The organism is Rhizobium sp. NFACC06-2 (assembly GCF_900101425.1).
Taxonomy (GTDB): domain Bacteria; phylum Pseudomonadota; class Alphaproteobacteria; order Rhizobiales; family Rhizobiaceae; genus Agrobacterium; species Agrobacterium leguminum.
In genome coordinates, this window is record NZ_FMVA01000031.1 from 1 (window position 1) to 12810 (window position 12810).

10 protein-coding genes are annotated in these 12810 nt (G+C 58.3%); 8 read left to right on the top strand and 2 right to left on the bottom strand.

Annotated features, from left to right (window positions below):
* The first annotated feature begins 543 nt into the window (after positions 1–543).
* From F3H58_RS26705 to F3H58_RS26725, 5 genes are all read left to right on the top strand, one after another.
* Positions 544–1494 (top strand): phosphoribosylaminoimidazolesuccinocarboxamide synthase, encoded by a 951-nt coding sequence (locus F3H58_RS26705; RefSeq protein ID WP_149744403.1) that lies wholly within the window; start codon positions 544–546, stop codon positions 1492–1494.
* Between the two features lie 2 nt (positions 1495–1496).
* Entirely contained in the window at positions 1497–2156 is a 660-nt protein-coding gene (locus F3H58_RS26710; RefSeq protein WP_003521328.1) for a TetR/AcrR family transcriptional regulator, read from the top strand.
* A 198-nt stretch (positions 2157–2354) separates the two neighbouring features.
* Positions 2355–3557 carry an efflux RND transporter periplasmic adaptor subunit gene (locus tag F3H58_RS26715; protein WP_065657016.1) on the top strand — a complete coding sequence of 401 codons (1203 nt, stop codon included), beginning with the start codon at positions 2355–2357 and terminating at the stop codon, positions 3555–3557.
* A 53-nt stretch (positions 3558–3610) separates the two neighbouring features.
* The gene (locus tag F3H58_RS26720) at positions 3611–6700 is read left to right on the top strand and encodes an efflux RND transporter permease subunit (RefSeq protein ID WP_035261240.1); all 3090 of its coding nucleotides are present in this window, start codon (positions 3611–3613) and stop codon (positions 6698–6700) included.
* A 149-nt stretch (positions 6701–6849) separates the two neighbouring features.
* Positions 6850–8295, top strand: coding sequence for an efflux transporter outer membrane subunit (locus F3H58_RS26725; protein WP_065657015.1), 1446 nt, complete (start codon positions 6850–6852; stop codon positions 8293–8295).
* 112 nt (positions 8296–8407) lie between these two features.
* Here the strand turns inward: F3H58_RS26725 and efp are convergent, their stop codons facing one another.
* A complete protein-coding gene (efp, locus tag F3H58_RS26730; RefSeq protein WP_003504809.1) occupies positions 8408–8977 on the bottom strand; it encodes an elongation factor P in 570 nt (189 codons plus the stop codon).
* 251 nt (positions 8978–9228) lie between these two features.
* Here efp and epmA point away from each other — a divergent pair, with 251 nt between their 5' ends.
* The 3 genes from epmA to F3H58_RS26745 all read left to right on the top strand — a co-directional run bounded on the left by epmA (position 9229) and on the right by F3H58_RS26745 (position 11924).
* Complete coding sequence (epmA, locus tag F3H58_RS26735) at positions 9229–10293, top strand: EF-P lysine aminoacylase EpmA (RefSeq protein ID WP_149744404.1); 1065 nt, start codon at positions 9229–9231, stop codon at positions 10291–10293.
* Positions 10290–11354 (top strand): lysine-2,3-aminomutase-like protein, encoded by a 1065-nt coding sequence (locus tag F3H58_RS26740; protein WP_149744405.1) that lies wholly within the window; start codon positions 10290–10292, stop codon positions 11352–11354. Before epmA ends, F3H58_RS26740 begins: the two co-directional genes overlap by 4 nt.
* Positions 11355–11732: 378 nt before the next feature.
* A complete protein-coding gene (locus F3H58_RS26745; RefSeq protein WP_003492264.1) occupies positions 11733–11924 on the top strand; it encodes a hypothetical protein in 192 nt (63 codons plus the stop codon).
* A gap of 350 nt (positions 11925–12274) precedes the next feature.
* On the opposite strand, the gene F3H58_RS26750 is transcribed toward F3H58_RS26745, so the two are convergent.
* A partial coding sequence (locus tag F3H58_RS26750; protein WP_149744406.1) for a transposase occupies positions 12275–12810 on the bottom strand: 536 nt, incomplete at its 5' end.

A 12810-nucleotide genomic window follows, 5' to 3' on the forward strand; every position in this document is an offset into this window, starting at 1 on the left:
GAACTCACACCCATCATTCCGCGCATCACTGCGCTCATAATGAGGTGTATTCTCTTATCCAAACGTGACCGTCAAAGTCTATTCCTGAGATCCAAATTACCTTCAGACCCCGCAAGCTTCGCCGCCCACGTTTCTCTTTCTTCTCATATTCAATTGTCAAATAACAGACCGCCCAAAGCAGTCACAAAATCAATCGCCCCAAAGCCATAAGCCCCGAAACCCAACAAGCAATCCGCTCATCAACTTGATTTCTTCAGAACGAAAGTCGCCGTCGCCAGCAGCGCCGCCGCCCTCGTTCAGTGAGCGGACTTATAAATCTACCCAGCCAAACAAGTCAACACACCCATCGTCAAAAAACTGACATTTTTATCAAAATATTGATTTTATTAGGTAGTTTCGTGTTTTTAACGGGAACCGGAGCAAAAGGCAGCCTTCATGTCGCGACTGGCCCTGTTCCAGGAAACATGCAATAGGAACGGACGAGAGTTTCAGAAGACTTGAGGCGTCTAACGCCTCCTTATAAAGCCAAGAATTGGAGAGCCCGTGCGCATTCTCGATGAAGCCGTCATTTCCGAGCTGCCGAATTATTACCGTGGCAAGGTGCGGGAAAACTACGATCTGCCCGACGGCAACCGCATCATCATATCGACCGATCGCCTTAGCGCCTTTGATCGTATCCTCACCTGCATACCTTATAAGGGGCAGGTACTAACCCAGACGGCGCGCTACTGGTTCGAACAAACGAAGGATATTTGTCCGAACCACGTCGTGAGCTATCCCGACCCCAATGTCGTTATCGGCAAGCGGCTGGACATATTGCCGGTCGAGGTGGTGGTTCGCGGTTATCTGGCCGGCACCACCGGTACGTCGATTCTGACCCTTTATAAGAAGGGTGAGCGGCAGATGTACGGCATGAGCCTGCCGGACGGGATGAAAGACAACCAGATTCTGCCCGAACCAGTGATCACACCGACGAGCAAGGCCTTCGATGGCGGCCATGACGAACCGCTGACGCCGGCCGAGATCGTGGAGAAGAAACTGCTGACGCAGGAGCAATGGGACACGCTTTCCCGTTACGCGCTGGCGCTGTTCAAGCGCGGGCAGGAAATTGCCGCAAAGCAGGGCCTCATTCTCGTCGACACCAAATATGAATTCGGGACGGATGAAAACGGCACAATCATCCTGGCCGATGAGATCCACACGCCCGATAGCAGCCGCTACTGGATGGCCGACAGTTATGACGAAAGCTTCCGCAACGGAACACGGCCGGCAAGCTTCGACAAGGATTTCGTGAGGGCCTGGGTCGCCGAACGCTGCGACCCTTATAAGGACGACGTTCCCGAAATTCCGCAGGACCTCGTCTTGCAGACTTCGAAGGTCTATATTGATGCTTACGAGCGCATCACCGGACAGAGCTTCGTTCCCGACGATAGCGGCGAGACGCCGCTTGCAAGAGTACGCAGGAACCTGGAGCCGTTCTTCCCCGGAGTCTGACCGTGAGCAAAACGATCGAACAGGCGAGAAAGGCCGACAGGAAGAGTGACCGTCCTGTCAGGCGCCGGCCTCGCCGTTCCGCCGAAGAAACGCGGCGGGACATTCTCGCCAAGGCAGAAGAGCTTTTCCGGGAACGTGGTTTCAATGCGGTGGCGATTGCCGATATCGCCGCGGCGCTCGGCATGTCTCCCGCCAACGTCTTCAAGAATTTCAGCTCGAAGAACGCGCTCGTCGATGCGATCGCCTTCGAGCAGATCGGCGCATTCGAACGGGACATCCAGCCGCTGGATAAAAGCCACGCGCCGCTTTCGAGACTGCGCCATCTCGCCCGCACGCTGATGGAACAGCACCACCAGGATCTAAACGACAATCCCTACATATTCGAAATGATCCTGATGACGGCAAAGCAGGACATGAAGTGCGGCGACTATTATAAAGCCGTCATCGCCAACCTGCTCGCTGACATTATCCGCGATGGTATCGATGCGCGAATCTACGCGCCGGCCGAGATTTCTCCCCTGGCGGAAACCGTGCTCCACGCGCTGACAAGCGTGATTCATCCCGTCCTCATTGCCCGGGAAGATATCGGCAATTTAGCAACACGTTGCGATCAACTCGTCGATTTAATCGACGCGGGATTGCGCAATCCGCTTGCTAAGTGACGATTCCCAATTTACGTCACCTTCTCGCAATTGCTTGCGAAGCGCAAAAGCCTGCGCTTCTATGCTCGTGGCGGTCCGGACAGAATGAGCGAATCGGGTCCTTCCAAGGCCTTCGCCTGTCGTGTCTGTTTCCGGACGCGCATCCGCCGAGCGACATTGCGCTTATAGTTGAATGCGATCGATACGCAGGGAAGAACAATGAGCCGACGTATTTTACCCCTATTTGCTTCTCTGTGTGTAACCGCGCTTCTGGCAGGTTGCAGCGATGGCGGCGAGAGCAGCCAGAACGCCGCCCAGAGCGCCGAGCGTCCGCCGTCCCCGGTCAGCATCATCCTGATGAAGACCAGCGAATATCCCTTGACCACGGTTCTGCCCGGTCGCGCCAGCGCGTTCCAGACAGCGGAAATCCGCCCGCGCGTCACCGGCATCATCCGCGAAATTCCATTCAAGGAAGGCAGCGAGGTCAAGCAGGGCGATATTCTCTACCAGATCGAGGACAATACCTATCTGGCGGAAGTGGCGCAGGCCAAGGCAAACGTGGCGAAGGCGGAAGCAAGCATTCCGAGCGCCCAGGCGAACCTTGCCCGTTACGAACGCCTGGTCAACAGCGGCGCAACGCAGATCGAATATGAAAACGCCAAGGTGACGCTGCTGCAGGCGCAAGCCGATGTGGCCCAGACCAAGGCGGCGCTGGAAACCGCGGAAATCAACCTCGATCTCACCAAGGTCCGCGCTCCCTTCGACGGCATTACCAGCGCAACCGCTTTCAGCATCGGCAACGTGGTGACGGCCAACCAGACGACGGCTTTGACGACGCTGCGCCGCATCGATCCGATCTATATCGACCTGATGGAATCCAGCATCAATCTTCTGCGTCTGAAAAAGGCGATCTCGTCGGGCCAGCTCGGCGGCGACACGAAGGAGACCGGCATTCACCTGACGCTGGAAGACGGCACGGAATACAAGCATGACGGCAAGATCGACATGTCGGATATGGCCGTGAGCGAAACCACGGGCACCTTCTCCATCCGCGCCCTCTTCGAAAACCCGGACGATCTTCTGCTTCCCGGCACCTATGTCCGCGCCACGCTGACCATCGGCAAGGAAAAAGGCTTCCGCATTCCGCAGCGCGCCGCGAGCCGGAACGCCAATGGCGAACTGACAGCGAAATTCGTGACGGCGGAAAACAAGGTGGAAACCCGCACCTTCCCGTCCAGCCAGCAGTCGGGCAATGCCTGGCTGGTAACTGAGAACGTCAAGGATGGCGACAAGCTCATCGTCGACGGCTTTCAGTGGATCGCCGACGGTGCGACCGTCGCACCGGTTGAAGTGACCATCGACGATCGCGGTATCGTCGTTATGCCGCAGCAAGCTCAGCCTGCCGCCGCCCCCTCGAAATAAGCATGAGCACGAAACCCTCGGTCGAAGCTCGTAAAAGGTAAGGCAGGACTGCCATGGCCCATTTCTTCATCCGGCGCCCCGTGTTTGCATGGGTTATCGCCATCGTCATCATGCTGGGCGGCGCCCTTGCGATCTGGACGCTTTCCATTTCGCAATATCCCGATATCGCACCGACGACGGTACGCGTCAGCGCGACCTATAATGGCGCGAGCGCCGAGACAGTCGAAAAATCGGTGACGACCATCATCGAGGACGGCATGACCGGCCTTGATGACCTCACCTATATGACATCGTCGTCCTCAACCGGCAGCGCCGAAGTGACGCTGACCTTCGGCAATACCATCCTGCCGGACATCGCGCAGGTTCAGGTGCAGAACAAGCTGCAGCTTGTCCAGTCGCAACTGCCTGACACCGTGCAGCAGCAGGGTCTTCAGGTCAGCCGATCCACATCCAGTATTCTGATGGTTGGCGCGCTGATCTCGACCGACGGCAAACGTAACTCGGCCGATCTCGGTGACGTCTTCTCCTCGCGTGTCGAAGACCAGATCAAGCGCCTCGAAGGCGTGGGCAGCATCAACGTCTTCGGTTCCGAATATGCGATGCGCATCTGGCTGGATCCGTTCAAGCTCAACAAGTACCAGCTGACCACGGCCGACGTGACCAGCGCCATCGAGAGCCAGAACACCCAGGTTTCCGTCGGTTCGCTTGGCGCAGTGCCCGCAGTCAAGGGTCAGCAGCTCAACGTGACGGTGACGGCGCAGAGCCAGCTCACCACCGTCGCCGATTTCGAATCGGTCATCCTGAAAGTCGAAAAGGACGGCGCAACCGTTCGCCTGAGCGATGTGGCCCGCATTGAAATCGGCCAGGAAACATATGGTGGCGATTCCCGGTCAAACGGCCGTCCCTCTGCCGGTTTTGCGGTCAACCTCGCCACGGGTGCCAACGCACTCGATACGGCAGCGCGCGTAAAGTCGGCGCTTTCCGCTGTCGAAGGTTCGCTGCCCGAAGGTGTTTCGATCGAATATCCCTATGACACGACACCCTTCGTGAAGCTATCGATCGAGAAAGTGGTACACACGCTGATCGAGGCGATCATCCTCGTTTTCGTCGTGCTTCTGGTGTTCCTGCAAAACCTCAGAGCCACCTTCATTCCGATGATCGCGGTTCCCGTCGTACTTCTCGGCACGTTCGGCGTCCTTGCGCTGACAGGATATTCCATCAATACGCTCACCATGTTCGCCATGGTTCTGGCCATCGGCCTTCTCGTTGACGACGCTATCGTCGTTGTCGAAAACGTCGAACGAATCATGTCGGAAGAAGGTCTATCGCCGGTAGAGGCGACCGAAAAATCGATGGGCGAGATCACCGGTGCGATCATCGGCATCGCGCTCGTGCTCACCGCGGTGTTCATTCCGATGGCCTTCTTCGGTGGATCGACGGGCATCATCTACCGTCAGTTCTCGGTCACCATCGTTTCGGCCATGCTGCTTTCGGCGGTGGTCGCCATCGTTCTGACGCCGGCGCTCTGCGCCACGATGCTGAAGCCGATCGACCATCACAAGAAACAGCGCGGACCGGGCGCATGGTTCAACCGCGGCTTTGGCAAGACGACGGATGGTTACGTCTCCTCTATCGGTTATCTGCTTAAGCGGCCCCTGCGCGTGATGATTATTTTCGCGATCGTGATCGGCGGCTGCGCCTGGTTCTTCAGCAAGCTGCCCAGCTCGTTCCTGCCGCAGGAAGACCAGGGCGTGCTGCTGACGATCATCCAGACGCCGACCGGTTCGAACATCGAACGGACCAATGAGGTGGTGAAGCAGGTCGAAAGCTACTTCCGTGAAAAAGAAGCCGCCAATGTCGAATCGGTTTTCGGCGTTCTCGGCTTCAGCTTCAGCGGTTCGGGCCAGAACAACGCCATCGTCTTCACCAAGCTCAAGGATTTCGCCGAGAGAACGGCTCCCGACCAACACGCCGGCGCCATCGTGCAGCGTGCGATGGGCACCTTCTTCGGTTTCCGCGATGCGCAGGTGTTCCCGCTTCTGCCGCCGGCAATTCAGGGCATGGGCACATCGAGCGGTTTCTCGATGTATCTCGTGGATAGCGGCCGCAACGGCACCGAGGCACTGACTGCCACGTCCAAGGAGCTGATCGCGCTGGCGACCAGCAATCCGAAGGTCAGCTCGCTCAGAAGCGACAGCCAGGACAACGAAACGCAGATGAAGATCATTCTCGATCAGGAAAAGATGGGAGCCATGGGGGTCGATCTCTCCTCCGTGAACCTCATGCTGTCGACGATCTTTGCCGGCCGGGATGTCAACGACTTCACGCTGAACGGCGAGCTCAAGCCGGTTTATGTTCAGGGTGATGCGCCGTACCGCATGCAGCCGGACGATCTCAAGTTCTGGTATGCCCGCAATACCAGTGGCGAGATGGTGCCTTTCTCTTCCTTCAGCGAAGTGAAATGGATCAATGCTCCGCCGTCTCTCGCCCGCTTCAACGGCACGGGCGCCATCTCGCTCGAAGGCACCGCCGGTGCGGGCGTTGCATCCGGTGACGCCATGGACGAGATGGAACGCCTGACGGCGAGCCTGCCGGGCGGTTACACGGTGGCATGGCAGGGCATTTCCTATCAGGAACGCCTTTCCGGCTCGCAGGCGCCGATGCTCTATGCGCTCTCGGTGCTGATCGTGTTCCTTTGCCTTGCCGCTCTTTATGAAAGCTGGTCGATCCCCTTCTCGGTCATCATGGCCGTGCCGGTGGGCGTCCTCGGCGCTTTGACTGCGGCGCATTTCTTCGGCCAGTCGAACGACGTCTACTTCAAGGTGGGCCTGCTGACGACCATCGGCCTTGCGGCGAAAAACGCGATTCTGATCGTCGAATTCGCCAAGGAAAGACAGGAGCATGGACTGAGCCTGATGGAAGCGACGCTCGAGGCGGCAAAGCTGCGCCTGCGTCCGATCATCATGACGTCGCTGGCCTTTATCCTGGGTGTCGTGCCTCTCGCAATCGCAACCGGAGCGGGTTCCGCCGCTCAAAATGCAATCGGCATCGGGGTGCTGGGTGGTATGCTTTCTGCAACACTGCTCGGAATTTTCTTCGTTCCGTCCTTTTTCGTCATCATTCGTCGCCTTTCAAGGCGTTAACAAAACAAAAATGGGCTGTGCCAACCGTTAATACGCTGCTAGAAATGTTGCCGATTTGGCAAATGCACGTTTCTACGGCATATCGACCGCGCAGCCCATTTGTCAGCAAGCCGCGCTCGGTAAGCCAACCAGAGAATTGGGAAAATTACATGCTGTCTATTCGCGCTACTCTTCCCCTGACAATGCTGCTGCTCTCAGGCTGCGTTGTCGGGCCCGACCACAAGACGCCGGAAATTCAATTGCCGGGAAAGTTTGCGGAAGCCGGAAAAACCAGTAATGGCGACATCAGCACCGTTGCGTGGTGGACAGCCTTTAACGATAGCCGCCTCAATGGTTACGTTTCCACTGGCCTCAGCCAGAACCTGACCGTGATGCAGGCGATCGAGCGCATCAATCAGGCGGAAGCCCAGGTCATCTCGGCCGGCGCGGGCGGTCTGCCGAGCCTGACGGCTAACGGCAGCCACACGACCAGCGAGACCAAGGGCAGCTACCGTGATGTTCCAGTCACCAACGTGTCCTCAGGCAGTCTCAGCGTCTCCTGGCTGCTTGACCTCTTCGGCCGCTATCGCCGCGCCACGGAAAGCGCCAATGCGTCGCTCGATGCCGCTTACTCCACCGTCGATGTTCAGCGCCTGACGCTGATTTCCTCGGTCGCAGCAGCCTATATCGATGTGCGTTATTATCAGGAGCGCCTGGCGATTGCCCGTCAGAACCTGGCTTCCCGCCGCGAAACGCTGGACCTGACCAAGCTGCAGCTTGAAGCGGGTGCGGCCTCCCGCCTCGATGTCGTCCAGTCCGAAGGTCTGGTCAACTCGACGCTGTCCGACATTCCGGGCCTCGAAACCAACTTCCGCAAGGCGGCGCATCGCATCGCCACGCTTCTCGGCCTGCCGGCCTCATCTCTGATTTCCGAATTGCAGAAAGGCGCACGCCAGCCGGTTGCCCGCAGCATTCCGCGCACCGGCATTCCGGCCGATCTCATCCGCAACCGTCCGGACATTCGTGTCGCCGAACGTAATCTCGCCGCCGCAGTTGCCTCAATCGGTGTCGCGGAAGCGCAGCTCTATCCTAGCATCGAGCTCGGCGGCTCGATCACGCCAAGCTACAATTTCCTGAGCGGTGGCGGCAGGGGAACGGCCAATAGCTGGTCCTTCGGTCCGAGCCTTGTTCTGCCGATTCTCGATGGCGGCAGCATCCGCGCCAATATCGATCTGGCCAATTCCCAGGCACGTGAGGAATATCTCGTCTGGAAGCAGACGGTGCTGACCGCTGTGGAAGAAGTCGAAAACGCTCTGGCCGCCGTCACCCGCGATCAGCGCACGGCCGATGCATTGCGCAAGACCGTGGCGTCCTATCAGGAAGCGTTGCAGCTTTCGACAGCCAGCTACCGCGACGGTGCCTCCTCGCTGCTCGACGTTCTCGATGCGCAGCGCCAGGTTTCCACCGCACAGGCAAGCCTTGCACAGGCTGTACAGCAGACCGCGCAGGACTACGTCTCGCTGAACGTAGCGCTTGGCGGCGGTTATGCCGTTGGCCAGACCACGGCTCCGAAGAAGGCGCCCGGCCCAACCCGGACCGCGGCAAAGGCGATGTAAGATACGCCGCAAGGCAAAGAAAAAGCCCGCGTCTCGACGCGGGCTTTTTTATTATTCGTGACACAAAAAAAGCACCGGTCTCCCGGTGCTTTTGTCTAACTAGCCGTCAGGCTCAGTTCTTGGCGCGCTCGACGTAGGAATTATCTTCCGTCGCGATGACCACGCGGATGCCGGCATCGATATGCGGCGGCACCATGGTGCGGATGCCGTTGGAAAGAATGGCCGGCTTGTAGGAAGAAGACGCCGTCTGGCCCTTAACGACCGGTTCGGTTTCCGTGATTTCCAGCGTGACGTGACGCGGCAGCTCGACGGCCAGCGGATTGCCTTCATGAATGGAAAGAATGCAGGTCATGCCTTCCTGCAGATAGGCCTTCTGATCGCCCATCGTTTCGGCATCCACCACAACCTGATCGTAGTTCTCCGGGTTCATGAAGTGGAAGCCTTCGCCATCTTCATAAAGGAACTGGAAGTTCAGGTCTTCAACGAAAGCGCGCTCGACCTGCTCGGTGGTGCGCCAGCGCTCGGAGACCTTCACGCCGTCAACGATGCGGCGCATGTCCACCTGCGTGACCGGCGTGCCCTTGCCGGGGTGAAAGTTCTGCGCGGTAAGAACGACGTAAAGCTTGCCGTCCACGTCGAGAACATTGCCCTTGCGGACGGATGAGGCGATAACCTTGACCATATGACTTCCTTGTAACTCGATGAAATGCGTCGTAAAGGACTGCGCGGCAGCACCGGCCCCGGCAGACGTTTTGTCTTTTTTCTGGGGCGCAACTACCTTAAATCCGCACGAATTGCCAGCCTTCTACAGCAATTCGCGGAAGAGTGCCTAGCGGTTTTCCGCCCGGAATAGCTTTAAATGACGCGATCAGGCGTTTTGCGGGCCGTTTATCCGCAATTGAGCGCCGCAGAGAAGACGGAAAAGAACAGAGAATGCGCGCAAGCAACGAGACAATGTCGCCATGGTGGACGCCGGACGTCCACGCCGACCGCCGCGCATTTCTCATTGGGCGCAATGCGATCCAGTCCGCTTTTCGCGGCTATTTCGCCAGCGCCGATTTTCTTGAGGTCGACACTGCTGCATTGCAGATTTCCCCTGGCAATGAGGCGCATCTGCATGCTTTCGCCACGCAGGGCCTGACGCCGGCCGGCGACGCCGTGCCGCTTTATCTGCACACCTCGCCTGAATTCGCCTGCAAGAAGCTGCTCGCCGCCGGTGAAAAACGCATCACCTGTTTTGCCCATGTTTACAGAAATCGGGAACGAGGCCCCCTGCACCACCCGGAATTCACCATGCTGGAATGGTACCGGGTCGGCGAAACCTATGAGAGCCTGATGAAGGACAGCGCCAATCTTCTGGCGCTGGCGGCCGAAACCACAAAAACGAAGAATTTCACCTATCGCGGCCGCAGCGTTGATCCCTTCCTCGAGCCGGAGCGGGTAAGCGTCGCCGAAGCATTCGAGCGATATGCGGGCGTCGACCTGCTGGCCACCATCAGCCGAAACGGCGAAACCGACGCTCGCCATCTTGCGGCGAACCTCACCCATGCCGGCATCCGCGTGGCCGATGACGATACTTGGGCGGATATGTTCAGTCGCGTCATCGTGGAGCGGGTGGAGCCGGAGTTGGGTTTCGGCAGGGCGACCATTCTCGATGAATATCCGACCTGTGAGGCGGCCCTTGCCCGCAAGTCACCTAAGGATGCGCGCGTGGCGGAGCGTTTCGAGCTATATGCCTGCGGCGTTGAACTCGCCAACGCCTTCGGTGAATTGACCGACGCCACCGAGCAGAGGCGACGTTTCGAAATGGAAATGGCCGAGAAGCAGCGGGTTTACGGCGAAACCTATCCGCTGGACGAAGATTTTCTGGCCGCGCTGGCAATCATGCCGCCGGCAAGCGGCATAGCGCTCGGTTTCGATCGGCTGGTGATGCTGGCGACCGGCGCGCCGCGTATCGATCTCGTCATGTGGGCCCCAGTCGCGGAATATGGACGATGACAGGGCTTGAGACCATCAAGACAGCCGAAGCACTTCTCGAAGCGGGGCTTATCGAAGCCGAAGCGCTCGAGACGCTGCGCACGGTGACGCAACGTTACGCGCTCGCCATCACGCCATCGATTGCCGGGCTGATCGACAGCCGCGACCCGCAGGATCCCATCGCCCGACAATTCGTTCCTGATCCGGCCGAACTCGTTCATCTTGCTGAAGAACGGGACGATCCGATTGGCGACGACGCAAACAGCCCTGTCCACGGCATCGTCCACCGTTATCCCGACCGGGTGCTTTTAAAGGCAGTCCATGTCTGCCCCGTCTATTGCCGCTTCTGTTTCCGCCGGGAGATGGTCGGACCGCAGGGCAACGGCATGATGAGCCCGGCGGAACTCGACGCCGCATTCGGCTATATAAAGGCCAATCCCGCCATCTGGGAGGTCATCCTGACCGGTGGCGATCCGCTGGTGCTTTCCCCCCGGCGCCTGTCTGACCTGATGACGCGCCTGAAAAACATACCGCATGTGAAGATCGTCCGATTCCATACCCGCGTGCCGGTGGTCGATCCCGACCGTATCGACGTGGCACTGATCGATGCGCTGAAGGCCAGCGGCAAAACCACCTATGTGGCCCTGCACGCGAATCATGCCCGTGAACTCAGCGAAACCGCAAGGCGCGCCTCGGCGCGCCTGATCGACGCCGGCATCGCGATGGTCAGCCAGACCGTCCTTTTGAAAGGCGTCAATGACGACCCGGCGGTTCTTGCCGAGTTGATGCGCGCCTTTGTCGAGACCCGTATCAAGCCCTATTATCTGCATCATCCCGATCTTGCGCCCGGCACCAGCCATTTCCGGCTAACGATCGACGAGGGCCAGCGAATCGTTTCGGCGTTACGCGGAAACGTCTCCGGGCTCTGCCAGCCGACCTATGTTCTCGACATTCCCGGCGGTCACGGCAAGGCCGCTATCAGCCGAAATGCGGCCGAAAAGACCCGCGATGGCTGTTACTCCGTTTCCGATTTCAACGGAAACGATCATATTTACCCACCGCCCGCTACCGGCGGCAATTAAAACAAACATAAAAAGCCCGCTGCACCGGGCTTTTCGTGGCGGCCTCGGCCGAAAACAAAAATTTCACAATTCCGCCCCTCTCCTGTCATCATAAAGAAAAATATTCTACCTATAACAATCAGCATTGATTTTAGTGCTGGTCTGGATTATCAGTGTGGAACTGGAGAACGAGTCTCCTGATTCTGGGCCAACACCAATACAGGGAGTGTGTCATGTCAAAACATATCAACATCAACGCAATCCTTGGTCTTGAGTCCTGGAATGCTGGATTTAAATCCACGTGTTCCCGCTGCTGTCGAATGTGACCTGACGGTCTCAATTTCCTAAAAATCAGTTCGACAACATGCTGTGTAAATAAGCCACAGCGGGAGTGTACCTATGCAAAAGCAAGTTATTGAATTCGCTGGCGAACCCGTCGGCATCGTCATACCGGACAACGACCGGCTGAAGTTCATCGCGGTGAAGTTCCACGTTCACGATCTGGACGAACAGAAGTTCGACAGCGCCGACGACGTGCGGATTGCCATCCGCGATCTCGTGCGCAACCGGAATCTGGCCGCAGTCGCCTGATGCGGGAAAACTTTCGCCCGCTCACAGAACCGTCAAAATTAGGCCGCGCCAAATATCGGACCCCGAACAGCGGTCCGATGGCGCGCTTTTTTCTCGGTTGACAAGCCATCTACCCCCCTGGCACCAGCCATTCAGGGTGTATCAAAAGCTCTGATGCACTAAGCTAACAAAGCGCCTGAAAGTCAGGATTAGAGCCGAACGCCACGTACGCGGTCTTCCTGACGCACCCCACTCTTCCCTCATTTCTGTGCTCGTCACAGGAATCCAGCCAGCCCAAGTCCTTGGGCTGAAAAGACTCCTCCCGCCGCGCGGACGCGCGTCGACTGGCAACTGTATTGATGCATGTTGTTTCAAGCTGCTTGGAATGTGGTTTTATCCCTGAGCATGGCGTTTGCGATGACGAGCAGTTTGCGGGCGATGGCAATGATCATGACCTTGAACGGTTTGCCTTTGGCCTGCATGGCCTGAACCATGCGGGCGAATGGCGACTTTAACCGGTAGGCCACCAGCGCCGCCATGTAGAGGGCATCGCGAACGCGCTTTCGTCCGCCGCGGATATGGCGCTGGCCGCGGTGAATGCCGCTATCGGCATTGAAGGGGGCAAGGCCTGCAAGCGCCGCCATGCCGCCGGGCGAACTGTCGCCCAGTTCCGGCATGTGGGCCATCAGGGTGAACGCCGTGATCTGGCCAATGCCGGGGATCGAGCGAAGTCTGATGTTTTGCTCGTTCAGCGTCACATTTGTGCGCACATGCGACTGGCATTGTTGTTCGATCGCGGCGATTTCCGTATCGAGCCAGCCGAGGTGGCGCGCGATGCTGTCGCGCTCCGACGGCTCGGCTGTATGAAGGCGCAGCCGTTCCTGCTGGCGCATGGCAACAAGCTGAT

What these genes read in the sequence shown, in the direction of transcription:
- efp (WP_003504809.1), bottom strand. Translation starts at nt 8,977, where the DNA reads ATGGTCAAGGTTATCGCCTCATCCGTCCGCAAGGGCAATGTTCTCGAC.
- F3H58_RS26745 (WP_003492264.1), top strand. Translation starts at nt 11,733, where the DNA reads ATGCAAAAGCAAGTTATTGAATTCGCTGGCGAACCCGTCGGCATCGTC.
- F3H58_RS26740 (WP_149744405.1), top strand. Translation starts at nt 10,290, where the DNA reads ATGACAGGGCTTGAGACCATCAAGACAGCCGAAGCACTTCTCGAAGCG.
- epmA (WP_149744404.1), top strand. Translation starts at nt 9,229, where the DNA reads ATGCGCGCAAGCAACGAGACAATGTCGCCATGGTGGACGCCGGACGTC.
- F3H58_RS26720 (WP_035261240.1), top strand. Translation starts at nt 3,611, where the DNA reads ATGGCCCATTTCTTCATCCGGCGCCCCGTGTTTGCATGGGTTATCGCC.
- F3H58_RS26725 (WP_065657015.1), top strand. Translation starts at nt 6,850, where the DNA reads ATGCTGTCTATTCGCGCTACTCTTCCCCTGACAATGCTGCTGCTCTCA.
- F3H58_RS26715 (WP_065657016.1), top strand. Translation starts at nt 2,355, where the DNA reads ATGAGCCGACGTATTTTACCCCTATTTGCTTCTCTGTGTGTAACCGCG.